This is a genomic window from Alkalidesulfovibrio alkalitolerans DSM 16529 (assembly GCF_000422245.1).
GTDB classification, from domain to species: domain Bacteria; phylum Desulfobacterota; class Desulfovibrionia; order Desulfovibrionales; family Desulfovibrionaceae; genus Alkalidesulfovibrio; species Alkalidesulfovibrio alkalitolerans.
In genome coordinates this window covers 53,778-75,980 of record NZ_ATHI01000032.1, presented here as the reverse complement: position 1 = coordinate 75,980, position 22,203 = coordinate 53,778, and the positions used below count along the sequence as shown (strand labels likewise).

Genomic DNA, 22,203 nt, shown 5'->3' with positions numbered 1-22,203 from the left:
TCGGAGCCGAATGATGTGGAAATTGATAATTTTGCTGATTGCCGGATTCGTTCTTTATAAAATGTTCATGGGCGACAAGAAGAAAAAGGATCTGGACAAGAAGAAGGAAACCGAGAAAAAGGCCGCCACCGGCCAGATGGTCAAGGACCCCATCTGTGGGGCTTTCGTGCCTCTCGACGGCGACATCCGGGTGCGCGAGGGCGAGAACGTGCACCATTTCTGTAGCTACGACTGCCGCGACAAATTCATCAAGCGTCTTGAGGCCCTGCACGCCGAACCCAACCAGGATGAAAAGCAACAATGAAATTCTTCATCGATACCGCAAACCTGGAAGAGATTCGCAAAGCCAAGGAATATGGCCTCATCGACGGGGTGACCACTAACCCAACGCTTCTGGCTCGAGAGGGCGCGGACTGGAAGAAGCAGATGGAACTCATCTGCAAGGAAGTGGACGGCCCGGTCTCGCTTGAAGTCATCGGCCTCAAGGCCGATGGAATGATCGAAGAGGCCCGGGAACTGGTCAAGTACGGTCCCAATGTCGTGGTCAAAATCCCCATGACCATGGAAGGCATGAAGGCGGTTCGTCACTTGGCCGACATGGGTGTGCGAACCAACGTCACGGTCTGCTTCTCGGCTGCCCAGGCCCTTTTGGCCGCCAAGGCCGGCGCCGCCTACATCAGTCCCTTCATCGGTCGCCTGGACCATCTCTCGCAGCGAGGCATGGACTTGGTCGAAGAGATCGTGGCCATTTACGGCAACTACGACTTCGAGACCGAGGTTCTGGTGGCCTCGATCCGGCATCCGCTGCACGTCGTGGAAGCCGCTCTGGCTGGAGCTGACGTGGCCACCGTTCCCTTCAAGGTGCTCTTCGACCTCGCCAAGCACCCCATGACCGATCTTGGCATCGAGAGCTTCCTGACGGACTGGAAAAAGGTCTTTCCGGACGGGTAGGGCAAGAAGCCCCGCCCGGCAGAGCCAGCCGCACCGCGTGCAGGCTGTTGAAAAAGTCCCATTTGCTGCGTTGCTGCGAAAAGCTCAAATCCTCGCGTATTGCAAATACGCGTCGGCCTTGAGCTTTTCTTGCGCCTTGCATCTGGGCTTTTTGAACAGCCTGAAAAAAGGGGTTTGTCAACAATCTCAGGCCGGGGCGACCCGGCCTTTTCTTTTTCCTTTGCGCTGAAATTGCAGGGTTCGCTACGTCGAGCCGCATTTCTCCGTCGCATTCAGACAGGCTTTCTGCCTGAATCTTTCGTTTTAATATCCGTTGATGAAGCGTGAGGAGTGCGGCCGTGCCCATGAGCACGGCCTTTGTTCCGCGTCCGCCTTCCATGAATCGTCATCAGGAGAATCAGGGAACGAAGCTTTGGAAATTCAATAGTAATTCAAATTGAATGACAAAAAGACTCCATATCAATAGCTTGATAAGTCGTTAAAGTGGCAATCTGATTAGAACACCAAATGATCCCAAAAAGAAACATATTCATTCCTGGCTACTTAGAATAGCAAAGTCGGCCCCGTGTGTTAGTGTCTCATAATGTAAATTATGTTAACTTTAAAATATGATGAGATTCCCTTCCTGTCGTTTTGGCCTCTTCATGTGCTGGTCGGATTGGCTCTACTCATTCACATCTCACGATCATAAAGCAATTGTTCCAGCAATTTAGGTGCAGCCGCCTTTGATGTGCGCCAAAACGAACCGCCAAGCAGTTCGTCGCAACTCGCGTTTTTCAAGGCTGCCTCTTGAAAAACGCTTCAAAATCACGCTCGCGATCCGCCCGACACTCCAGGACAGTGATCCGCAAAGTCATGATTGCAAAACGTAGACGAAATAGCATACTTTTCATATCTTATTTGCCGCCACTCTTCCCAGCCGGGTCAAGGCCGCTTCGATCCGAGCGCTCCAAACCTTCAACCTCGTCTGCCCGGGCAATAGTTCGGGGCGGGTCAGCCCGTACGCCAAGACGCTCCCTGTCCCCGCGGCACTGGCTCCGAGAACCGGCGCCATGGGTAGACGAAGCGTTGCTTGTTTTTGCCCTTCGCCGCTGTTAGTTCCTGATGCGAGCCTATCCGCAACCATATGCCCCGGAGACCGCATGCACCTCAGCTCAACCCGCCTTGCAACCAGTGCGGCCCTACTTTTCGCCGCCGCCTTTCTCCTTATCCTGCTCCCGTGTTCTGCCTTTGCCAACCAGGACTTCATCCAGTGGTTGAGCAAGCACGGCATCCACGAAATCGTGGAACGGGAACTCGCCCAGGATGAGCAGACTCCGGAGATCGTGCTCGAACGCGCCAAGCTGCTTCTCGGTTCTGGGCAGTTAAAAGAAGCGTACACCATTCTACGCGATGCCGCTCCCTTTGCGGACGCCTCCCAGGAACGGGCACGCCTGCTTCTTTTCGCAGTTGCAGCCAGACGAGCGGGCTCGCTCTCCGAAGCCGTTTTCGCCTGGAGTCTTGCGCTCGGGGCTCCCCCAAACAAAGCCGACGCGGAAAATCTCAGGCAGGAGCCGGGGTTCCCGGACGCCTTCGAGGACGTCTGGCGGCAATGGTACTGGCAGTACACCCGTATGGTGGACCGTGATCTCGCCTTTGCCGTGCTCACACGTCTCAACGCCTCCTTGAACACGGGGCGCGCCGTCTGGCCGGGATCGCCTTTTTGGGATGCAGCGGCCGTGGCGCTCAGAGAAAGCCGAGACGTTCCCCGCTTGGTCGATCACCAGCCCGCCATGGGCGCGCGTTTGAGCGATGACGACCGCAAGGCGATTTCGTCTTTCCTGGGCTTTGCAGCCCTTGGCAGGTTACGCGAGGCGAGGGCCGCGTTGACGCCGGTGAGCGATCCCACGGTGCGACGGTTCTTCACCGACTTGGCGGACTCGCTCATCGCAAAAGCCCCTCGCTTCACCGCCGCTGCCTATTCCCAGGCCGGGTATCCCCTGGCTTCGGCCTTTGCAGACGGCATCGCCGCCGGTCTTGGCCCCTACTCTCCCGAGGCATGGCAGGTGCGCGAGCCACGGCTCGTGAACTGGCCGGAAATCCGTGGGAGATTGGCCGTGGCTACGCCGGAAAGCGCCATGGACATCATCGAACGCGAACTGGACAACGCCGGGCTCGACCCGCTGACCACGGAGCGTTTGCGGCATTTGGCCACGGCGCAGGCGCTTGCCGCTGGCGACTTGGAACGCGCCGCCGCGTATCTTGCAGAAGTGGACCAAAAGCGCCTCCCCCTCCCCCTCAAGCTTCACTTTAGTTTTTCATCCGGACAACACCCCCGCCTCCTCTTCGAGCAAAACGCCGAGGATTCAGGGTTTCTCGAACTTTCCTGCTGGCTTGCCGCCGCTGCTGGATATTCGGCCCTGGGGCGCGAAACCCTGCCCTTCTGGTCCGCGCTCGCACCGGATGACGTCGAGCTTGAAAGCGCATCACGCCCCCTGGACCAGGCCCTTTTGCTGGCCGGTTTCGACGCCGCCTTCGCCCGCGCCCCCTCCTCCACCTTGGCCAGGCGGGTGGGCTATCTGTTCCCCTTGAGCACCACCGGCGCGGCAGCCCTGGTCCTGCTCGCGAACGAGGCCGGATCGGCCGGAGCGGTCGAGGCTGCGGCGACCTATCTCGGCCGCCTCGACCCCGGCAAGCTGCACGGCCCGGTTCGCCTCGACTGGCTCAAGGCCAAGGGAGCGCTTGAAATCGAACTGGGGCTTGAACGAGAGGCCCTAGCCACCTACTCCACCCTGTATCGCGAAGACAGGGCACGCCTGCTGCCACTGCAACGGCTGAAGCTCGCGCTCTTGGCGCAACGCATGGGCAACCATGGGTTTGCCCGCGAGATCCTGGGGGAATTATGGAGTCACAAGGAAGCTCTAACCGAGGCCGAGCAGGCCGAGACGCTGTTCTGGTTGGCCGAAAGCGCCGAGGCCATGGGCGAGGACAACGAAGCCCTGCACGCCTATCTCCGGGTGGCCTGGGGATACCCGGCCCAGAACATATGGGCGGTCACGGCCATGTACCGGGCCGCTCTGATCCTAGAAAATTCGGGACGCGGAGAAGCGGCGCGCGGGCTGCTCAAAATCGTGATCGCCAACTCCGACCGCGCCAGCCAAAAGGAACAGGCCGAACAGCGCCTGAAGCAGATCGAAGAGCGCAGCCGCGCAGCCGCCAGATCAGGAGCGCGAAACGGCCAAAAGCGGCCAGAGGCCTTGTTCTGACGTAGCCGAAGGCGTTCGACTGGCGAAAAATCAGGAGGGAGACAGGGCGTCCTCTTCGGGAGGGCGGGTCTTCCAGCGGCGGTGCATCCAGAACCACTGTTCGGGAAAGCGGCGCACGTATCGCTCCACCGCCTCTGTGTAAAACGCCGCCGTGGCGGCGATCCGGGCGTCGCGGTCTCCCTGGAGCGTTTCAGTGTCCAAAGGCTCGTCGAAATGTTGCACGTAGCCATTGCCGGTCGATCTGACCAAAAAACCGGGAACCACCAGAGCGCCCGCGCGCACGGCCAGGAGCGCCGGCCCCACGTTCACGGCCGCGAGCCGCCCGAGGAACGGCAGGAAGACGGCCTCATCGCGGGTGCAGTTGTGATCCACCAGAAAAGCGGCCATGCCGCCCTTGCGCAGGGTGCGCAGCACGGGCATCACGGCCTGACGATGCGGAACCACGTCCACCTGTGGACGGGTGCGCAGCCGGGTCATGACTTCATGCAGAGCCCTGTCCTTAGGGCGGCGCACCACGATGACCTTGCGTTTGCCCGGATAGACGTTCAGCGATCCGGCCTGAAGCTCCCATGCGCCAAGATGCGCCGTGGCAAAGACCACGGGACGCGGCGTTTCGGCCAGAAACCGGACGCGTTCGGGATCCGCGAACGTCAGCCGTTCGCGGATGAAGCGCAGATCCATGCGCCGCGTAAGCATGATCTCGATAAAGGATCGGGCGTTGTGGCGAAAGCTCTCCCGGGCCAGACGCAACGCTTCGTCCGGCTCCACGCCGAGGCGTTCGGCGATGGCTGAGACGGCCAGGGCTCGGCGCGACGGAAGCATCCGCCACATGCCCCGGCCAAGAAGGTCACCGAGACGGGAGGCGCTCGCCACGTTCAGCTTTCCGCCGATCAGCGCCGCGAATTCGTAGAGCGCGTCGCGCACGTCAAAACCTCATGGCCGAGTACAGGCGCGCAAAAACCGCCCGGCTGTAGATGTGCATGCGCGTGGCGAACCAGGAGAGTCCCTTTGCGCGCCGCACCTCAAGGCGCGGCAGCCGCATGAGGTCCGTCCCAGGCGAAAGTGGCCCGCGTTCCAAGGTGAAGCAGAGGCGAATCCCGGCCTTGTGCGCAGCCCAAAGCCCTTCCGGCCGCCAAGCGCCCCAGGGCCAGGCCAAGGAACGCACCTCGCAGCCAAGCCTGGATTCCAGTTCATCCCGGCTTTTCAGAATATTTTCCTCAACCCTTGCTTTAAGTTCCTCGATCGTCTCCAGCCTCCCCTGCTCCTCGACTCGAATTGGCGCTGCCAGTTCCGGGGCGAGGCGTGGGAAGGTCTTCTGACCACGCCAAGGGGCATAGGCCCAGTGCGCCGGGACTTCGCCCGCCTGCGCCTCGCTCACCGGGGCCATACGGTGCGTCAGGGAGTGCGAGCCGACCTCGACCACCCCTTCCCGCTGCAATTCGGCGATCTCGGCCCAGGACATCCAGGCCGAGCGGTCACCCCGCAGGACAAAGGCCTCGTGCGCGGCATCGGCCATAATCGGCTCGCCGGTTCCCGGCTCATGGTCCTCGCGGATGCGGTTGGGCACGACGAAGGCCAGGCAGGAGAATCCATGGCGGCGCAGAATCGGCGCGGCACGGGTATAGAGGTCACGAAACCCGTCGTCGAAGGTCAAGAGAACCGAGGGCTCCCGAAGTGGCTCGCCGCGCAAAAAGGCCTCGACCCCGGCAAGGGTCAGACTGCGCACGCCGCGCGCGGCCAGCCAGTCCATCTGGGCGGCGAAGCTCTCTTCGGGAACCCCGTTGCCGCCGATGTTGTGGTAGCACAGCACCGGAACCGAGGACCGCCCAGGAGTGAACTCAGACAAGAGCGCCAAGGCGCTCCTCCAGGCGCGTGCATTCCTCGGCCATGGCCGCGGCGTCGAGTTTCCCTTCCTTGGGAGCGTAGGCCTCGCCGAAATGTATGGTCACGCGCGAGAACGGCAGCGGGAGCTGAAAACGGTCCCAGGATTTCGTGAAGACGAAGCGGGTATGCATGACGAGCCGCACCGGGACGATGAGTCCCCCGACCTTCGAGGCGATGTAGATGGCCCCTTCCTTGGGCTTGTGACGCGGTCCCTTTGGTCCGTCCACGGTGATCACCGCATCGCGCCCGTCGTCACGCATGAGTTGAATCGCCTCGCGCATGGCCTGAAGACCACCCCGACGGCTCGAACCGCGCGCTGTGGCATACCCCAGGCGGTTGATGATCTGGGCCAGGAACTCACCATCCCTGCTCTGGCTGACCACGGTCACGAGACGATGCTGTTGGCGGATGCCGAGTCCGGTCAGAGCGAAAAGCTCGTCGTGCCACAGGCAATAGACGAGTCTCTTTCCCTGGGCTTGGTGGGCGGCCAACGCCTCCTGGCCGATCGGCTCGTAGCGGAGCGTGGCGCACCACAAACGGTACACCCAAGCGATCAGCCTGCCGAGCAGCTTCGGATCGAGCTTGACGGCCACGGCGCTAACCCAACGCCGCCTGGACGGCTTGGTCGCAGGTCCTGGGACCGTCTTCGGTCATATCCATAAATTGCATGGAATACAGTCGCCGGTACAGAGGGCACGATGCAAGAAGCTCGTCGTGGCGCCCCTCGGCGATGACCCTGCCCTTCTCCATCACCAGGATGCGGTCCGCGCCGAGCACGGTGGACAGGCGGTGCGCGATGACGATGCTAGTCCGGTTCCGCATAAGGTTTTCCAGAGCCTTCTGCACGATGCGTTCGGACTCGGTGTCCAGGGCGCTAGTGGCCTCGTCAAGAATGAGCAACGGCGGATTCTTGAGCAGGGCCCGGGCGATGGTCAGCCGCTGCTTCTGACCGCCAGAGAGCTTGACGCCTCGCTCGCCGATGATTGTTTCGTACCCCTGCTGCAGTTGCAGAATGAATTCGTGGGCATAGGCCGCCTTGGCCGCCTCCTGGACTTTGTCCATGTCCAGCGCCTCGCGGCCGTAAGCGATGTTTTCGGCCACCGAGGTGTTGAAAAGGAAGGTGTCCTGCGAAACCATGCCGATGTTCAGCCGCAGACTGTCGAGGGTGAACTCGTCCAGCGCGTGGCCGTTGAGCATGATCGTACCGCCGCTGGGCAGGTAAAAGCGGGGGATAAGGTGCACGAGGGTCGATTTTCCGGAGCCCGACGGGCCAACCAGGGCCAGCGTCTCCCCCGCGCGCACGGTGAACGAGACCTTGTCGAGCGCGGGCCCGTCGCAACCGGGATACTGGAAGGTCACGTTTTCGAAACGCAGTTCCTGCAGCGGTCCGGAAAAGACGCGCGTGCCATCGCGCTCGACGCTGATCTCCGGGGAATCAAGAATTTCGAAGACGCGCTCGGCTCCGGCCAGGGCACGCTGGATCTCCTTGTTCGACTCGCTCATCTTCTTGATGGGCTCATAGAGCATGATTAGCCCGGCGCAAAAGGAGAAGAAGGTGCCGGGAGTCGATTCACCGCTGATGACCTGCATGCCACCGTAGAAGATGACCAGGCCGATGCCTAGCGCGCCGACGAGCTCCATGATCGGCGAGGAAAGCTCGTTGTAGATCATCTCCTTTCGGAAGATGCGGATCAGGCGTCCGTTTTCCTGCTCGAACCGTCCCTTCTCCCGATCCTCGTTGGCAAAGGCCTTGACCACCCGGATGCCACTGAAAGATTCCTGGAGAAACACGGAAATGTCGGCCAGCTTGACTTGGTTCTTGCGGCTCAACCCCCTGAGTTTTTTTCCGAAATACACGAAGGGGTAGAAGGCCAGCGGCAGGACGAGCACGGCCCAAAAGGCAAGGAAGGCGTTCTGATAAAATACCACGCCGATGAGAAAAAGCATGGTCAACGCCTGGCGGACGATCATGACCACGGCGGGCATGGAGTTACGGATGGACATCACGTCGTAGATGATGCGCGACATGAGCATGCCCACCTGGTTGTCCTCGAAGAAGCGAAGCGGCAGACGGACCATCTTGGCGTAAAGCTCCCGCCTGATCTGTTCCAAAACTTCGAGTCCGCAAGACTGCATGATGTAGTTTTGCAGAAAGCGCCCCAGTCCCTTGGCCGCGATGACGAGCACGAAAAGCGGTGGCAGAAAATACAGCGCCTGACTTTGCTTGTTGATGAATATTTCGTCCAGGGCAGGTTTGACGAGATAGGCGGCCGCTCCGGTAGCCGCCGCGACGACCCCCATGCATGCGAAGGCCAGGACGATGCGCCAGGTGTAAGGTTTGAAGTACCGGAGACAGCGTTTGAGGAGGTACCAGTTTTGAAGATGGGGCTTTTTTTCTTCCACCAGGGGAAATCCTTCGTGAGAGTGCTTTGCGTCGGTGCGTCGGGGGCGGAGATACTGCGCATCCATCCGCTTGGCAAGCGTCATGGAGCGAGACGTTCCATGTACGCTCCTATCCATCTTGGCAAGGCGATAGGTTTAATCTATTTGACCAGTCGCCCTGGCTGTGGTTCCACGAAATGTGCCACATCCCAATCACCCAGACAGGAGATGCATCATGCCTGAATTCGACCTGGACTGCCAGGGGCTTCCCTGCCCCGAACCCGTGTTGCGCTGCAAGCAGTGCATCGAAAAGGACGAGCCCGAGGGGATCAGGGTGACAGTGGACAACGAAGCAGCCGTGCAGAACGTGAGCCGCTTTCTGGCCGCGAAGGGCTACGCGGTGGCCGTGGACGCTCTGGGCTCGGGCTGGCTCATCGTGGGCTCGCGCGGCTCCGACGCCAAGCCCTGCGACTGCGAGGTCATGGGCCAGGATGAAATCGCGGCCCACGCCGCCCCGCTCGCCCGCTCGGTGACCGTCTTCGTCACCGCCGACACCATCGGCCGCGGCGATGACGAACTCGGCGGCAAGTTGATGCTGAATTTCCTGGCCACGCTCAACGAGATGGGCGACGAGTTGTGGCGCATCGTGCTGGTCAACGGCGGGGTCAAGCTGGCCTGCGCGGGGCACCCGTGCCTCGAAAAGCTCAATATCCTGGCCAATCGCGGCGTGTCCATCCTGGTTTGCGGCACCTGCCTCGACTTCTACGGCCTGCTCGACAAACGCCAGGTGGGCGAGACGACCAACATGCTCGACGTAGTCACGAGCCTGCAACTGGCCGCCAAGGTCATTCAGGTCTGAGATGCCCGCTCCCCGCGAACCGGCCAAGCGCGGCCGCGCGGCCGACAATGAGGATGGCTCGACCGCGTTGCGGCTGAACAAGGCCCTGGCCCAGGCCGGGGTCTGTTCGCGCCGCGCGGCCGACGACCTGATCTTCGCGGGCCGCGTGACCGTGAACGGCGAGACCGTGACCGAGCCCGGCCGCCGCGTCGATCCCGGCACGGACCGCGTGGCGGTAGACGGCCGTCCGCTGGCCGCACCGCCGCCGCGCCACGTCTACGTTCTTCTGCACAAGCCAGTGGGCGTGGTGACCACCCTTTCCGACCCCGAGGGACGACCCACAGTGCTTGCCCTGCTTCCCGCGAGCATGCGCAAGCGCCGGATCGTGCCCGTGGGGCGGCTCGACGTCATGTCCGAAGGGCTTTTGCTCCTGACTGACGACGGGGAACTGGTCAACCGCATGACCCATCCCCGCCACCACGTGCCCAAGACCTACGCCCTGACCGTGCGTGGGGCGGTGGACGAGGCGGCGCTTGGGACCATGCGCAGGGGCATGCGTCTGGCCGAAGGCGAAAAGCTCGCGCCCGTCGAGGCCAGGATCGTCGGTCGCACGCGAGAATCCACACTGCTCGAACTGGTGCTCAGGCAGGGGGTGAACCGTCAGATACGGCGCATGTGTCGCGATTTGGGCCTGACCGTGCAAAAACTCAAACGCACGGCCATCGGGCCGCTCGCGCTCGGCGACCTCGGCCCTGGCAAAGCTCGCGAACTCACCAGGGGCGAAATCGGCCGCCTGCGCTCGGCGCTCGGCCTTACTGCCTGACGGTGTTGTCCTGCACGGTCACGCCCGAGGGCGGAGTGAATGTGAAAAGATCGGAGGAAAGCCTCGGGTTGAGCACCAGATTATCCAGCCCGACCCGGTTCGCATTGCCGTAAAAATCGATCAACAGGATGCTCTTCAGCATGTTCGTGGCCGGATCGACCCAAACGAAGGCCTGGACAAGCGACGGCTCCGGTTCCTTCGGAGTCAAGGCGAGCTTGGTCAATCCGGCCTCGCTGCCCTGTTCCTCGACGATGAAGTCCTCGTCCAGGCGCGCCTGGCCGGAGATGAAGCGGATCATGGTCTTGGAGCCCAGGACCGTGGCCAGCGGATTCTTGATGGCCGTCTTCTCGGCAGGCACGTAGTTCCAGACCGCGTCGCTGCCCACGACGAGCAGTTCCTTTTCCGGGGTCACGGTCTCCCAACGAATCAAGGACGGCTTCAGGTAGGCGATGGAGCCCTCACGCTCCTCAACCCGCCCCGTGGTGGCGTTCTTGAGTTGCTGCAGAAAGTCGGCCTGGAACGAATCGAGCGATTCGTACTGCCGCTGGATGGCGGCAGTGACCGACTCGGCCTTGACCGGAGCCCCCGCGAGGAGCACAAGGAAAATAAGCGAAAAAAAGGCGGCGATCCGCGAAATTATCATAGTTTTGTCTCTCTCTTCGTGTTCCATGGAATTGACACGGAAGGAATGCTAACCGTGCCCTGGAAAAAAGCAAGGGGAGCGAAATGGCCGCGCAGAACCTGACCAATCTCGAACGCAGGATCATCGAGGCCAAAGCCTTGTCATCGGTCTTTGATATCCTGTGCGCGCGCCTGGACCGGGAACAGGCTCTGTCCGTGATCTGCGAATCCACGAAGCGAAGCGCATTCGATTTCGGTGCGGCTTACGCCAGGACCGCTCCCGATGGACCGAGCCTGGAACATTTCGCCACGATTCTTGATTTCTGGAGTGCGGGCGACGCGCTGCGCATCGCTCAAGTTAAACTTGAAGAAAAATCCTTCTCCTTCAAGGTCACCCGGTGCGTCTACGTGGAGCGCTACCGCGAGATGGGCCTTGCGGACGATCTCATCTACTGCCTGTCCTGCGCCCGCGACGGCGCTTTCGCCCAGGCCTACTCTCCCTGCCTCTCCATGGAGCGCACGCAGACCATCAGCCGTGGCGCTCCTTCGTGCGTATTTCGCTTCACCTGGCGGACCTGAGGGAAATCCCGCATTATTCCCGGCCTCGCAGCACGGCGCGGGGCTTTGCGCCTTCCTGGGGACCGAGCATGCCATCGAGTTCCATCTGCTCGATGAAGCGGGCCGCACGGTTGAAGCCGATGCGGAAACGCCGCTGGAGCAGTGAAATGGAGGCCTTTCCCTGGGCCGAAACGAACTCCACGGCCTCCCTGTACATGGGGTCTGCATCCATAGCCCCTGGTTCGCCCTCCACGGCCTCCCCGGCCTGCTCCTGCGCCCAGGCCTCGAAATCCACCTCGAAGCTCTGCGGGCACTGCGCACGCCAATGGTCCACCACGCGCGCGATGTCCTCCTCGTCCACGTAAGCGCCGTGCACGCGCACCACCTTGCCGCCGCTGGGCTTGAAAAGGCTGTCGCCCCTGCCCAGGAGCCGTTCGGCCCCGCCCATGTCCAGGATGGTCCGCGAGTCGTGTTTGCTCGTGACCTGAAAAGACAGGCGCGTGGGGAAGTTGGCCTTGATGAGGCCCGTGACCACGTCCACGCTGGGCCGCTGCGTGGCCAGGATGAGATGGATTCCGGCCGCCCTGGCGAGCTGGGCCAGGCGCACGATGCTCATCTCGGCTTCCTTGCCTGCGGTCATCATCAAGTCGGCAAGCTCGTCGATGATGATAACCAGATATGGAATGGGAGCGAGTTCGGCCAGTTGGGGCTTGGCTTCGATGTCCGCCTGGGGGAGTTTCTGGTTGTAGCTCTCGATGTTCCGCACGCCCAGAAGAGCCATGGCCTGATACCGGCGGTCCATCTCGGCCACGGCCCACTCCAGGGCGCTTTTGGCCAGGGGCATCTCTGTGACCACCGGATGCACCAGATGCGGCAGGTCGGCATAGACGGAAAGCTCGATGCGCTTGGGGTCCACGAGCAGGAGCTTCACCTCGTCGGGCGTGGCCTTGTAGAGAAGGGAGAGCAGGATCGTGTTCAGGCTCACGGACTTGCCCGCGCCCGTGGCGCCCGCCACGAGCAGGTGGGGCATGCGCGCGAGGTCGGCCACGTAGGCCCGGCCCTGGATGTCCTTGCCCAGGGCCAGGGCGAGCTTGGAGGGCGCGCCCTTGAAGGCCTCGGACTCGAATATCTCGCGCAGGGCCACTCCCTCGCGCGTCTCGTTGGGGATTTCCACGCCCACGGCGTCCGAACCGGGAATGGCGTCGATGCGCACGGCCAGGGCCTTCATGGCCAGGGCCAGATCGTCGGCCAGCCCCGCGATGCGGCTGATCTTGGTGCCGGGCGCGGGCTTGACCTCGAACATGGTCACCACGGGGCCGGGCTTGATGGCCGTGACATCGCCCTTGACTCCGAAGTCGGACAGGCAGCTCACCAGATCGAGCGCCATGGCCTTCAGGCGTTCCTTGTCCAAGGGGGAACGCGTCTGCACGACCGGGCTCAGCAGGTCGATGCGCGGAAGCGCAGGAGTCCTGGCCGGGCGTGACTTCGAAGGCCTGGACTTCGCCTTGACGGCCGCAGGCGCGGACGCGTCGGAAGCCTCCCTGGGCTCTTCAACGAAGTCTTCGAAGGCAAAATCGTCTGCAACGGATTCAATAGAGGGTGCTTCCTCGTTCTCGAAGGCAAAACTTGGCTCCTCCATCTTCTCCTCGTCGCGTTCGCGCCCGAACAGCGAAGGGAAGGAAAAAAGGTCGTCGCCACCACGGGAAGAACCGCCCTCGCCCGATGGAACGCGCGAAACCTCGCGCGCCGTGCGGCCCAAAAGCCCGGGCGCATCGAATACCACTGGGGTGTCGGCCTCCGGAGGCGGCGGGATGCCTGTCACGCGCCTGCCGCCCACGGGCGCGACGTCGATGGTCTCGTCGTCGTCTGACGCGAGGGGCTTTCGCCCCTTGCGCACGCTTCGCTCCTTGGGGCTTTGAGCCGCGCCTTGCATATTGTCGCGCAGCCTTCGCAAGGCGTTCGACCAGGACACCCCGATGGCCAGTTGCAGGCCGAAAAGAAAAAGGAAAAGCCAGACGAGTCCAGCACCCAAGGGGCGCAAAAGCGTCTGCGAAACGCCGAACAGCAGCGTGCCGAACAGACCACCCCCGACCACGCCGCCAAGGGCCAGGGAGGCCTTGAACGTGGCCGACTCGGCCCAGGTCATGACGCTCACGGTCACGAGAACGATGCCCACCCAGCGCCACCAGGCGAGGGAGACCCGTTCCGTGAGGCTGGCGGCCGCGAAGTAAAGGAAAAGAAGCGGCCAAAACCACGCGGCCACGCCGAAAAAGTCCACGAGCAAACCTGAGGCGTAGGCTCCGACGAGCCCCGCCATGTTGCCAAGCTCATGCCCTTGGCTAACGACGCGGTTGATGCTCGGGTCCAGGTGCGAGTAGCTGGCCAGGGCGAGCCCCAGGAAGGCCGCCACGAAAAGGGCGGCCAGGGCCAGCAGTTCGCGCAGGAAAGTGCGTCCCTGCGTAGCCCTACCCTCCTACGCCCGGCTGATGTATTCGCCGCTGCGGGTGTCGACCTTGATCTGTTCGCCTTCGTTGATGAACAAAGGCACCTGGACCACGATGCCCGTATTGAGGGTTGCGGCCTTAGTGGTGTTGCCCACGCGGTCGCCCTGCACGCCGGGTTCGGTCTGGACGATTTCGAAGACCAGGCTCGGCGGCAGGTTCAGGTCGATGACCTGGCCGTTGTAGAGCAGCACCTGGATCTCCATGCCGTCGGTGAGATAGCCGGATTTTTCGGAGAGCACGTCGCCCGCCACGTGGATCTGCTCATAGGAGGACATGTCCATGAAGACCAAGTCCGTTCCCTCGCGGTAGAGAAACTGCATGTCCTGGGTCACGAGGTCGGGCTTGGCCACTTTCTCGCCGGAACGGAAGGTGTGGTCCACGACGCGGCCGTTGAGAACGTTGCGCAGCTTGGTGCGGACGATGGCCCCGCCCTTGCCGGGCTTGTAGTGCTGCGACTCCACGATCTCGTAGGGAATGCCGTCCATCTCGATCTTCAGGCCGCGACGAAAGTCGGTGGTTGAATACATGTATCCTCCGATACTGGATTAATCTTAGGTTTTCTCGATATGGAGCAAAAGTGCCTGCACGCCCAGGGCATAGCTCGTCAGGCCGAACCCGGAGATCACGCCGATGCAGTGCTTACCGATGTGGCTCTTCTGCCGCAAAGGCTCGTCGATACGGGCCAGGACGTTGGAAAGATGGACCTCGACACAGGGCAGCCCGATCCAGGCCAGACAGTCGGCCAGGGCCAGACTCGTATGGGTGTAGGCCCCGGCGTTGAGCACGATCCCGTGCGCGCCCTCCTCCCTGGCCTTTTCCAGATAATCGATGAGGGCTCCCTCGCCGTTGCTCTGGAAGACTGTCATTCGGACATCGGCAGAGTGCGGTCCGAGCAGCTTCGCCACGAGTTCCGGCAGGGCCTGCATGCCTTGGCTGCCGTAGATCTCGGGCTGCCGAACGCCCAGATGGCCGAGATTGGGGCCGTTCACGATGCGAATGTCGTATGTCGTCACGGGGAAACGTCCTGCCGTCCTGGCTTGACTGAAGCGCGGAAAAACACCACAAGTTCAAATCCGGCCGCGCGCCACTGGCCATGTACCAACCCTTACCCGAATATTCAAGATGCAGCCGAGCCTGGAACTCATCGCCACCATCTACACGCCCGAGCAGCTTGCCACCGCGCCGCTCGACGCGCCGCAGATCGCCCTTGCCGGACGCAGCAACGTGGGCAAGTCCTCGCTCGTGAACCGGCTCGCGGGATCGAAGAAGCTCGCCAAGACGAGCTCCACGCCTGGCAAGACGCGCAGCATCAACTTCTACCGCGTGCATCCGGCCGGGTATCACCTCGTGGACCTGCCCGGCTACGGCTACGCGCGCATCTCCAAGGCCGAACGCGCCAAGTGGGGCGAACTGATCGAGGCCTATCTGCGCAAGGCCTCGGGCCTTCGAGCCGTGGCCGTGCTCCTGGACAGTCGCCTCGACCCGCAGCACCTGGACATCGACATGGTGTCCTGGCTCAGGCAGGCGGGAACCCCGGCCCTGGCCGTGCTGACCAAGGCGGACAAGTGCACGCAGCGCGACCTCTCACGCCGCCAAGCGCAGTGGCGCGACCTGATGCGCACTCCCGCCCCTCCCCTGCTCTTCTCCTCGGCCACGGGCAAGGGCCTTGCCGGATTGTGGCACGCCCTGGACAAGGCCGCCCTCGGAAACGCCGCGCCATCCTCCGATACTTCCGCCCAGGATTGATTTCCTTCGGATTGCGTGGCCGGAATCCCAGGCCTGGGTCTGGGCGAGGCTAGTGTTTCGACGTGACCCAGACAAGCCGTGAAACAGAGGCCAGCGAGACGATCACGTTACCTGCCCACGCGCCGACGATGGGCGAAACCATGCCCGTCGCGCCCATGGTGGCGCCCATGACCATCAGCCCGTAGAAGGCGAAGGTGGCGACCAGCGAAACAGTGATGTTGACGTAGATGTTGGCTCGGTAGCTGCTCACTGCCATGGCCAAAAGCGCCATGGAGAGAATCGAGAAGGCATAGGCCCACTTCTCCCAATAGGCGGTGCGCAGCGCCTCCACGTTGGAGCCGGTCCTGCGCAGGCTCTCGATGGCCGAGCCGAGCTGCCAGACCGGCAGTTCCGTGGGTTTTGCGGCCGGACCGACCACGGCGAACGCCTGCAAGTCCTGCTCGATGTGCAGATGCAGGGTCGGGGTATGTCTGGTTTCGAAACGCGCCGAGGAGACCGACTGGGCGTCATAGAGCGTCCAGCCAGCGCGTCCAGCGCTGAAACGCGGTGCCGTGATCGTCCAGACGAGGCTTTGGTGATCCTCGGACAACTGCCAGATGTTGATGCGCGTGCCCTCTCCACGGCCCACGTCGGCCTCGCGAAAGAAGACGATGAAGCGGTCGTCGCGAAACCAGATGTCGTGAATCGTTTCGCGATCGACCTGCCGCTCGCGCACGTCCTCGGCCCAGATGCGGCTCGATGTCCTTTCTCCCAGGACTCCGAAATGCTGTGAGAATCCCAGTTGAATGCCAGACCAGACAATGGCGTAAATCACGAAGAAGACGGCCAGACGGCCGTAAGAGACACCGCCCGTCTGCAAGGCCAGAAGCTCGCGGCTGCGCTCCATCACCGAAAGCTGCACAACCATGGCGATGAGAAAGACCGCGGGCATGATCTGAGAAATGATGAGCGGCACCTTGGCACCGAAATAGAGCAGGATGATGTCGATTCCCAGCCCCGCGTTGATGAACTGATCGAGCCTGTCGAACATGTCCGACAAAAGATAGATGAATACGCCAAGCCCCATGCAAACGATCATGAGGAACAGGTTGTTGCGCAAAAGATAGCGGCCGAGCGTGGTCAGCATGTCGAGGCCGCCTTGCGCCTGAAGCGGATGTGAGAGAGTCGTTCGAAAATGTGCGGAAAACGTTCCTTGCCTGCCATGTTGATGCCCGCCACGGCCATAAACGCAAACAAGGCGTTAGGTATCCACAGGCCGATCCTGGGATCGAGCGTGTCCGTCTCTCCCAGGGAGAAGCCGATGGAAAGCATGGTGTAGTAGACCAGGAAACACCCCAAGGCCAGAACCAGCCCCAGATGCTGCTTGAGCCCCTGAAAAGAAAAGGCGAAAGGTAGTGCGAACATGCCCAGGACCATGCAGGCCGCGGGCAAGGCGTAGCGCTTTTGGATTTCCACCTTAAGCTTCTTGAGGAACACTCCGTCCCACAACTCCGCAGTGGCTGGATCGTTTTCGAGTTCGCGCAGTTTGTTAAGCGACATCTCCTTTGGCCGGTCCGAACCGAGCCTGAAGCCGCCCATGAGCCGCGTGAGGTCGAGCCGTACAGCGTAGCTGTCAAAGCCGAGCACATCGAGCTTACCGTCGCTTTGCCGGTAAATGTGGCCATCGTTCAGCAGAAAAATGATCTGTCCCTGCTCCGTGTCCGTGGCCACCTTGCCGCGCGGGGCCACGATGGTTGCGGGCACTGAGGGTTTGGTCTCGTCGCGCACGAAGACGTTGCCGAGGTTCGCCCCGCCCGGCTCGACCTGCTGAGCGAAGAGCGTGAGTCCCGGAAATTCCTTGTTGAAAACGCCCGGCTGGAGCACGAGTTTGGTGCGCGAGCTGGCGTGTTCAAGAACCGTGGCCTTGAAGTTGTCCATGCCCCAGGAAACACCCCAGAACGAAACCCCGACGTTGCCCAGGGTCACGAGGGCGCAAAAAAGCAACGGCGCGGCCAGCAATTGATTCAGGCTCACGCCTCCGGCCTTGAGCGCGAGTAGTTCGTTGTCCGTGCTCATGCGCAGAAAGGTGAGAAAAACCGCGAGCATGCAGGAGATGGGCAGGAGCAGGAGCAGGAAAAAGGGCGTGAGATAGACAAACAGTTCCACGATCTCCACGAGACCGAGGTTCTGCGACAGGAAAAGCTCCTTGAGTTGGAGCATGCGGCCGATGAGGATCAGGCCGAGCAGCGCTCCAAGGCACAAGAGGAAGGAAACGGCAAGCTCCTTGAAGATCTGCCGATGTATCTGTCTGAATCCGAACACGTACCGTCAGCCGGCGACATCTTTCTGCTTGCGCAGGTCGTTTTTGTAAAAGCGTTCGAGGAACTGAGCATCCAATGGACCAAGATTAAATCGCATCGCGGCCTCGTCAATGAGTTTGCGAAGCGGCTTGCCATCACGCAGGCCGCACGATATCCAGTCTATCGCCTTACGGTGTAGTTCGGATGCTGGAATGATGGTCGCCATGGGTAGTCCTCCTGGAGCGACGTGATCTCCTCGCTCCGGGGCCACAGGTACACCACCTGGGTCCGGTCCGCAACACACGCCAAGGCGAACGCAAACGACCGCAAAGGGGTTTTCATGTCGTCTCTCGCCTCGGCTGCGGTGCTGGGCGTGGTGGAAGGACTCACCGAGTTCCTGCCCGTCTCCAGCACCGGCCATCTGATCCTGACCAGTTCCCTTCTCGGCCTCTCCGGACAAAAGATCGACGCCTTCAACGTCATCATCCAACTCGGCGCCATCCTGGCCGTGGTGGTCATCTACCGCGACCGCTTCCTGGGGCTGATCCGTCCCGAGGAAGGGCGCAGGTTCTCGGGCCTTTACGGCATCAAGCTCTTAATCATCACCTCGCTGCCCGCCTCTGCTCTGGGACTCATCGCCAACGACTTCATCGAGCAGGCACTCTTCAACCCGCGCACAGTGGCCATAGCCCTGGCCGTGGGAGCCCTGCTCATCCTCTTCATGGAGTCACGCAACAAGGCGCCCCGCGTGCGTTCCATCGACGAGATGACGCCGGGCCTCGCCCTCGGGGTGGGGCTTTTCCAATGTCTGGCGCTGTGGCCCGGTTTCTCGCGCTCGGCCGCAACCATCATGGGCGGCATGTTTTGCGGCGCGGGCCGCACCGTAGCCGCCGAGTACTCGTTCATCGCGGCGGTGCCCATCATGTGCGCGGCCACGGGCTACAAGCTGCTGAGCACCTGGAGCCTGTACACGTCCGACGACCTTCTGTTCCTGGCCGTGGGGTTCGTAGTCTCCTTTCTGGCCGCCTGGGCCGCGGTGAAGACCTTCATCGCACTGTTGCAGCGCTTCACGCTTCGCCCCTTCGCCTGGTACCGGCTGGCCCTGGCTCCGTTCGTGCTGTTCTTCTGGCCGGCGTGGGCCAGTTGAAATTTTCTGCCTCGATCCCCTTGCCAAGCGATGCGTTAGGAGCTATGAAGCCTCTCCCACGCGTGGCTAGGTAGCTCAGTTGGTTAGAGCATGCGGTTCATACCCGCAGTGTCGGGGGTTCAAGTCCCTCCCTAGCTACCACGAGAACGATACGACGGGCCGGGAAACCGGCCCGTCTTTTTTGGGACTTCGGGCCTTGGACGCCTTGCCAGGACCGAGAAGCGCATTATAGTATTTGGACTGCTCTTTGAACGCGTACGCGTCCATGTGGGGGCGCACCGGTTTCGACGGGGATAGTCGAGGTCGGAGTTGCAGGTCGAGGCGCCGCTGGCCTCGTAAAAAGCGGCACAACCAATAGTTGCCAAGAACGACTACGATTACGCTCTGGCCGCCTAAATAACGGTCACGTCGAAGCGGTGGACGTCAGATAAACCGTGACGGCGAAAACTTATCTGGCTGGCGTCGTTGGTCGGTCCGTTGCCGACGATGCGAGAAAACAGACGGTCTTGGTTTTCCGGCTGCCGTGAGTGGGGGCAATCCGGAAAATGACGACGAAACTCATTCTAAACCTGTAGATGCTCCGTGCCGAGCGTTCTCGGACGCGGGTTCAATTCCCGCCGCCTCCACCATCAGAAAATCCAAAGAAGTACAGATAAGGCCAAAAGACCCCGGAAATCCGGGGTTTTTTGTTGGTGACAGTCCGTCAAAGTCCAGACTGGTCTATTGACATCCGGGCGCAGATTGGGGCAACTTTTGGGGCAACAGGAGAACCGAGCAAATGAGTGTTCCCCAAAAGCTCTCGGAAGCGTTGGTAGCCAAGGCAAATCTGGATTCGCTGCCCGGAAAGTTCTTCGACGGCGGCGGCCTGTTCTGCATGAACCTGCCATCTGGGCGCATGGTCTGGCGGCTCAAGTACAGATTTCAGGGACGGGAGAAGCAAATCTCCCTTGGATGGTATCCCGAGGTCAGCTTGCAGGAGGCGAGGTCACGCCGCGACGAGGCTCGCGCATTGTTGGGTCTGGGCCTTGACCCGTCCACCAAACGGAGGGACGCGGGCGCGGCCACCGGGGAAGGCCCGCTAGACGAGTCCGCCATAGCCGCCGCCGTGCTCTTGGCCGATGGGAGCATTGTCATACGGAAAGACGGCGCGGCCCTGCGCGTGACGCCCGATGAAGCGGCAACCCTTCACAGCCTCTTGGGCAAACTTCTGGGGAGGTGACGCCATGCCCCTGACCAACACCGCCTGCAAGAGCGCCAAGCCCGGCCCCAAGGCCCGCCGCCTGTTCGATGAGCGGGGCCTGTATCTGGAAATTTCCCCCGCCGGTGGCAAGTGGTGGCGCTTCAAGTACCGCTTCGAGGGCAGGGAAAAACGACTCTCTCTTGGTGTCTATCCCGAAGTGCCCCTTGCCGAGGCCCGCGAAAAGCGCGACGTGGCACGCAAGCTGATTGCCCAGGGCATCGACCCCGCCGCTGTCCGCAAGGCCGAGAAGTCCGAGAGCGTCGAGCAGACCAACACCTTCGAGGCCGTGGCCCGCGAGTGGCACGCCAAGTTTTCCCCCTCCTGGGTCGTTTCCCATTCCGGCCGCATCCTGCGCCGCCTCGAAAAAGACGTGTTCCCCTGGATCGGCTCCCGGCCCATCCGCGAGATCATGGCCCCCGAGCTTCTGGAAACCCTGCGGCGGATCGAGGCCAGGGGAGCCCTGGAAACGGCGCACAGGGCCTTGCAAAACTGCGGGCAAGTCTTTCGCTATGCCGTGGCCACCGGCCGGGCAGACCGCGACCCCTCCGGCGACCTGCGCGGGGCACTGCCCCCGCCCAACAAGAAGCATCACGCCAGCCTTACCGACCCCAAGGACATAGCCGCCCTGCTCCGCTCCCTCGACAGCTATTCGGGCCACCACGTCACGCGCTGCGCTCTCAAGCTCGCGCCGCTGGTCTTCGTGCGGCCCGGCGAGCTTCGCCATGCCGAATGGTCGGAGATCGACTTCGAGGCCGCAGAGTGGCGCATCCCGTCCCTGAAGATGAAGGCGAGAGAGAAGCACATCGTTCCCCTCTCGCGCCAAGCGGTGGCCGTCCTGCGCGAGATACAGCCCCTTACCGGGGCGGGCCGATACGTCTTCCCGAGCGCGAGAAGCAAGGCACGGCCCATGTCCGAAAACGCCGTTACGGCCGCGCTGCGGCGCATGGGCTACACCTCGGACGAGATGACCGGCCATGGCTTCCGTTCCCTGGCCTGCTCCGCGCTCAACGAAGCGGGCTGGCACAAGGACGCCATCGAACGCCAGATGGCCCACGCCGAGCGCAACAGCGTGCGGGCCGCGTACAACTTCGCGGAGCACCTGCCCGAGCGCCGCCGCATGATGCAGGCCTGGGCGGATTTTCTGGACGAGCTCAAGGCCGGGGGCAAGGTCATTCCATTGCACCGGGAGCAGGCAGGATAGAGCTTTCCCGCGCCCTAGCCGTGGGCTGATCCCCTGCGGCGAAAACCGGCACTCCCACCGGCGGGCGCGGGATTCATGGGAGGCAAGCCACGGGAGGGCTTGAAATGGTTGATCTGGCTGACGCTGACCTTGAGGCCAAAATTCACCTGCGAAGATGGGCAGAGGTGGCCGAGGCGCTACGCGAGCGGAAAAGCCCATTACCCCCCAACATCTGCGCCATACTGGCGGACAAGCTCGATCCGGACCGCAGGGACAAAAGAGGCCGCCGTGCCGCGCCGTGGGAAACGGCTTGGCGGGATCGCCTCTTGTGTGTGGCCCTGGGCATGGCCCGCGCCACCATCGGGACGCCGGGAGGGCCGATTAACGAGGACGACGCACGGGACCAAGTTTGCCGCGCTCTGGGCGCATCTGATAGCACCCTCCGCAAGGCCCTACAGTGTTTCCCAGGTGTCGCCGAAGAACATGCCAAAATTGCGCGGGAGGTGCTGAAAGAGTAGTGTAATCAAATCCGTATTTCTTTGGCTTTAACATCAGTGCTGGTCCAGCCATGCTTGCCTCAACCAAGGAGGTCCAAGCATGGACACGACGAATCATCCCAGCCCCGCCCGCCTTCTCCGCCTGCCGGAAGTTTTGGCCCGCGTCCCGGTCGGCAAGTCCACCATCTGGCTGTGGGTGAAGCAGAACCGCTTCCCTGCTCCGGTCAAGATCGGCCCGCGCACGACGGCTTGGCGCGAGGACGACGTGCGCCGATTCATCGAAGAAGCCGGTCAACAGGCCGCCTAAT

At 62.1% G+C, this 22,203-nt stretch carries 23 protein-coding genes, 1 tRNA gene and 1 other RNA gene; 14 read left to right on the top strand and 11 right to left on the bottom strand.

Translation table 11 applies throughout. The features are described 5' to 3' along the window. The first annotated feature begins 13 nt into the window (after nucleotides 1–13). The 3 genes from DSAT_RS14270 to DSAT_RS14260 all read left to right on the top strand — a co-directional run bounded on the left by DSAT_RS14270 (nucleotide 14) and on the right by DSAT_RS14260 (nucleotide 4,196). Nucleotides 14–304 carry a TRASH domain-containing protein gene (locus DSAT_RS14270; protein WP_020888242.1) on the top strand — a complete coding sequence of 97 codons (291 nt, stop codon included), beginning with the start codon at nucleotides 14–16 and terminating at the stop codon, nucleotides 302–304. Next, entirely contained in the window at nucleotides 301–951 is a 651-nt protein-coding gene (gene fsa, locus DSAT_RS14265; protein ID WP_020888241.1) for a fructose-6-phosphate aldolase, read from the top strand. The genes DSAT_RS14270 and fsa overlap by 4 nt, the downstream gene beginning before the upstream one ends. A gap of 1,142 nt (nucleotides 952–2,093) precedes the next feature. Then, the gene (locus tag DSAT_RS14260) at nucleotides 2,094–4,196 is read left to right on the top strand and encodes a tol-pal system YbgF family protein (RefSeq protein WP_020888240.1); all 2,103 of its coding nucleotides are present in this window, start codon (nucleotides 2,094–2,096) and stop codon (nucleotides 4,194–4,196) included. Nucleotides 4,197–4,226: 30 nt separating this feature from the next. Here the strand turns inward: DSAT_RS14260 and DSAT_RS14255 are convergent, their stop codons facing one another. From DSAT_RS14255 to DSAT_RS14240, 4 genes are read right to left on the bottom strand one after another with little or no spacing between them, the layout of a single operon-like run. After that, nucleotides 4,227–5,120, bottom strand: coding sequence for a lysophospholipid acyltransferase family protein (locus tag DSAT_RS14255; protein ID WP_020888239.1), 894 nt, complete (start codon nucleotides 5,118–5,120; stop codon nucleotides 4,227–4,229). A gap of 1 nt (nucleotide 5,121) precedes the next feature. Continuing rightward, nucleotides 5,122–6,051, bottom strand: a complete 930-nt coding sequence (locus tag DSAT_RS14250) for a polysaccharide deacetylase family protein (RefSeq protein WP_020888238.1) — start codon at nucleotides 6,049–6,051, stop codon at nucleotides 5,122–5,124. Then, nucleotides 6,035–6,673, bottom strand: a complete 639-nt coding sequence (locus DSAT_RS14245) for a lysophospholipid acyltransferase family protein (protein ID WP_020888237.1) — start codon at nucleotides 6,671–6,673, stop codon at nucleotides 6,035–6,037. The genes DSAT_RS14250 and DSAT_RS14245 overlap by 17 nt, the downstream gene beginning before the upstream one ends. A gap of 4 nt (nucleotides 6,674–6,677) precedes the next feature. Further along, a complete protein-coding gene (locus tag DSAT_RS14240; RefSeq protein ID WP_020888236.1) occupies nucleotides 6,678–8,567 on the bottom strand; it encodes an ABC transporter ATP-binding protein in 1,890 nt (629 codons plus the stop codon). 130 nt (nucleotides 8,568–8,697) lie between these two features. Here DSAT_RS14240 and yedF point away from each other — a divergent pair, with 130 nt between their 5' ends. Next, nucleotides 8,698–9,321 carry a sulfurtransferase-like selenium metabolism protein YedF gene (gene yedF, locus DSAT_RS14235; RefSeq protein WP_020888235.1) on the top strand — a complete coding sequence of 208 codons (624 nt, stop codon included), beginning with the start codon at nucleotides 8,698–8,700 and terminating at the stop codon, nucleotides 9,319–9,321. 1 nt (nucleotide 9,322) lies between these two features. Continuing rightward, on the top strand, nucleotides 9,323–10,123 hold the full coding sequence (locus tag DSAT_RS14230; protein ID WP_020888234.1) for a pseudouridine synthase: 801 nt from the start codon (nucleotides 9,323–9,325) through the stop codon (nucleotides 10,121–10,123). On the opposite strand, the gene lolA is transcribed toward DSAT_RS14230, so the two are convergent. Next, complete coding sequence (gene lolA, locus DSAT_RS14225; protein WP_020888233.1) at nucleotides 10,113–10,766, bottom strand: outer membrane lipoprotein periplasmic chaperone LolA; 654 nt, start codon at nucleotides 10,764–10,766, stop codon at nucleotides 10,113–10,115. The two genes, DSAT_RS14230 and lolA, sit on opposite strands and share 11 nt — an antisense overlap. Nucleotides 10,767–10,849: 83 nt before the next feature. Between lolA and DSAT_RS14220 the strand changes: the two genes are divergently transcribed. After that, entirely contained in the window at nucleotides 10,850–11,323 is a 474-nt protein-coding gene (locus DSAT_RS14220; protein ID WP_020888232.1) for an L-2-amino-thiazoline-4-carboxylic acid hydrolase, read from the top strand. Between the two features lie 13 nt (nucleotides 11,324–11,336). Here DSAT_RS14220 and DSAT_RS14215 read toward each other — a convergent pair whose 3' ends face one another. The 3 genes from DSAT_RS14215 to DSAT_RS14205 are packed head-to-tail and all read right to left on the bottom strand — an operon-like array spanning nucleotide 11,337 to nucleotide 14,819. Continuing rightward, nucleotides 11,337–13,736, bottom strand: a complete 2,400-nt coding sequence (locus tag DSAT_RS14215; RefSeq protein WP_040371374.1) for a DNA translocase FtsK 4TM domain-containing protein — start codon at nucleotides 13,734–13,736, stop codon at nucleotides 11,337–11,339. 39 nt (nucleotides 13,737–13,775) lie between these two features. Next, nucleotides 13,776–14,333 (bottom strand): elongation factor P, encoded by a 558-nt coding sequence (gene efp, locus DSAT_RS14210; protein WP_020888230.1) that lies wholly within the window; start codon nucleotides 14,331–14,333, stop codon nucleotides 13,776–13,778. Between the two features lie 24 nt (nucleotides 14,334–14,357). Further along, a complete protein-coding gene (locus tag DSAT_RS14205; RefSeq protein WP_020888229.1) occupies nucleotides 14,358–14,819 on the bottom strand; it encodes a type II 3-dehydroquinate dehydratase in 462 nt (153 codons plus the stop codon). 109 nt (nucleotides 14,820–14,928) lie between these two features. On the opposite strand from DSAT_RS14205, the gene yihA reads away from it, so the two are divergent. Next, the gene (yihA, locus tag DSAT_RS14200; RefSeq protein WP_020888228.1) at nucleotides 14,929–15,552 is read left to right on the top strand and encodes a ribosome biogenesis GTP-binding protein YihA/YsxC; all 624 of its coding nucleotides are present in this window, start codon (nucleotides 14,929–14,931) and stop codon (nucleotides 15,550–15,552) included. 49 nt (nucleotides 15,553–15,601) lie between these two features. Here yihA and DSAT_RS14195 read toward each other — a convergent pair whose 3' ends face one another. From DSAT_RS14195 to DSAT_RS14185, 3 genes are read right to left on the bottom strand one after another with little or no spacing between them, the layout of a single operon-like run. Beyond that, nucleotides 15,602–16,678 carry an LptF/LptG family permease gene (locus DSAT_RS14195; RefSeq protein ID WP_020888227.1) on the bottom strand — a complete coding sequence of 359 codons (1,077 nt, stop codon included), beginning with the start codon at nucleotides 16,676–16,678 and terminating at the stop codon, nucleotides 15,602–15,604. Further along, nucleotides 16,672–17,853 carry an LPS export ABC transporter permease LptF gene (lptF, locus tag DSAT_RS14190; RefSeq protein WP_020888226.1) on the bottom strand — a complete coding sequence of 394 codons (1,182 nt, stop codon included), beginning with the start codon at nucleotides 17,851–17,853 and terminating at the stop codon, nucleotides 16,672–16,674. Before lptF ends, DSAT_RS14195 begins: the two co-directional genes overlap by 7 nt. Nucleotides 17,854–17,859: 6 nt before the next feature. Further along, a complete protein-coding gene (locus DSAT_RS14185) occupies nucleotides 17,860–18,057 on the bottom strand; it encodes a hypothetical protein (RefSeq protein WP_020888225.1) in 198 nt (65 codons plus the stop codon). Nucleotides 18,058–18,171: 114 nt separating this feature from the next. On the opposite strand from DSAT_RS14185, the gene DSAT_RS14180 reads away from it, so the two are divergent. From DSAT_RS14180 to DSAT_RS14155, 7 genes are all read left to right on the top strand, one after another. Then, nucleotides 18,172–18,978 (top strand): undecaprenyl-diphosphate phosphatase, encoded by an 807-nt coding sequence (locus DSAT_RS14180; RefSeq protein WP_020888224.1) that lies wholly within the window; start codon nucleotides 18,172–18,174, stop codon nucleotides 18,976–18,978. Between the two features lie 64 nt (nucleotides 18,979–19,042). Beyond that, a tRNA-Met gene (locus DSAT_RS14175) sits at nucleotides 19,043–19,119 on the top strand. Nucleotides 19,120–19,247: 128 nt separating this feature from the next. Beyond that, nucleotides 19,248–19,607, top strand: a transfer-messenger RNA (tmRNA) gene (gene ssrA, locus DSAT_RS15225). 149 nt (nucleotides 19,608–19,756) lie between these two features. After that, nucleotides 19,757–20,197 (top strand): Arm DNA-binding domain-containing protein, encoded by a 441-nt coding sequence (locus DSAT_RS14170; RefSeq protein ID WP_020888223.1) that lies wholly within the window; start codon nucleotides 19,757–19,759, stop codon nucleotides 20,195–20,197. 4 nt (nucleotides 20,198–20,201) lie between these two features. Continuing rightward, a complete protein-coding gene (locus tag DSAT_RS14165) occupies nucleotides 20,202–21,419 on the top strand; it encodes a tyrosine-type recombinase/integrase (RefSeq protein ID WP_020888222.1) in 1,218 nt (405 codons plus the stop codon). A gap of 104 nt (nucleotides 21,420–21,523) precedes the next feature. Then, nucleotides 21,524–21,916, top strand: coding sequence for a hypothetical protein (locus DSAT_RS14160; protein WP_020888221.1), 393 nt, complete (start codon nucleotides 21,524–21,526; stop codon nucleotides 21,914–21,916). A 79-nt stretch (nucleotides 21,917–21,995) separates the two neighbouring features. Further along, nucleotides 21,996–22,202 carry a helix-turn-helix transcriptional regulator gene (locus DSAT_RS14155; RefSeq protein ID WP_020888220.1) on the top strand — a complete coding sequence of 69 codons (207 nt, stop codon included), beginning with the start codon at nucleotides 21,996–21,998 and terminating at the stop codon, nucleotides 22,200–22,202. Nucleotide 22,203: the final 1 nt, after the last annotated feature.

Excerpts from the sequence above, each read along its gene's own strand:
- DSAT_RS14270 (WP_020888242.1), top strand. The coding sequence starts at position 14 with ATGTGGAAATTGATAATTTTGCTGATTGCCGGATTCGTTCTTTATAAA.
- fsa (WP_020888241.1), top strand. The coding sequence starts at position 301 with ATGAAATTCTTCATCGATACCGCAAACCTGGAAGAGATTCGCAAAGCC.
- DSAT_RS14260 (WP_020888240.1), top strand. The coding sequence starts at position 2,094 with ATGCACCTCAGCTCAACCCGCCTTGCAACCAGTGCGGCCCTACTTTTC.
- DSAT_RS14240 (WP_020888236.1), bottom strand. The coding sequence starts at position 8,567 with ATGACGCTTGCCAAGCGGATGGATGCGCAGTATCTCCGCCCCCGACGC.
- yedF (WP_020888235.1), top strand. The coding sequence starts at position 8,698 with ATGCCTGAATTCGACCTGGACTGCCAGGGGCTTCCCTGCCCCGAACCC.
- DSAT_RS14230 (WP_020888234.1), top strand. The coding sequence starts at position 9,323 with ATGCCCGCTCCCCGCGAACCGGCCAAGCGCGGCCGCGCGGCCGACAAT.
- lolA (WP_020888233.1), bottom strand. The coding sequence starts at position 10,766 with ATGATAATTTCGCGGATCGCCGCCTTTTTTTCGCTTATTTTCCTTGTG.
- DSAT_RS14220 (WP_020888232.1), top strand. The coding sequence starts at position 10,850 with ATGGCCGCGCAGAACCTGACCAATCTCGAACGCAGGATCATCGAGGCC.
- efp (WP_020888230.1), bottom strand. The coding sequence starts at position 14,333 with ATGTATTCAACCACCGACTTTCGTCGCGGCCTGAAGATCGAGATGGAC.
- yihA (WP_020888228.1), top strand. The coding sequence starts at position 14,929 with ATGCAGCCGAGCCTGGAACTCATCGCCACCATCTACACGCCCGAGCAG.
- DSAT_RS14195 (WP_020888227.1), bottom strand. The coding sequence starts at position 16,678 with ATGCTGACCACGCTCGGCCGCTATCTTTTGCGCAACAACCTGTTCCTC.
- DSAT_RS14185 (WP_020888225.1), bottom strand. The coding sequence starts at position 18,057 with ATGGCGACCATCATTCCAGCATCCGAACTACACCGTAAGGCGATAGAC.
- DSAT_RS14180 (WP_020888224.1), top strand. The coding sequence starts at position 18,172 with ATGTCGTCTCTCGCCTCGGCTGCGGTGCTGGGCGTGGTGGAAGGACTC.
- DSAT_RS14170 (WP_020888223.1), top strand. The coding sequence starts at position 19,757 with ATGAGTGTTCCCCAAAAGCTCTCGGAAGCGTTGGTAGCCAAGGCAAAT.
- DSAT_RS14165 (WP_020888222.1), top strand. The coding sequence starts at position 20,202 with ATGCCCCTGACCAACACCGCCTGCAAGAGCGCCAAGCCCGGCCCCAAG.
- DSAT_RS14160 (WP_020888221.1), top strand. The coding sequence starts at position 21,524 with ATGGTTGATCTGGCTGACGCTGACCTTGAGGCCAAAATTCACCTGCGA.
- DSAT_RS14155 (WP_020888220.1), top strand. The coding sequence starts at position 21,996 with ATGGACACGACGAATCATCCCAGCCCCGCCCGCCTTCTCCGCCTGCCG.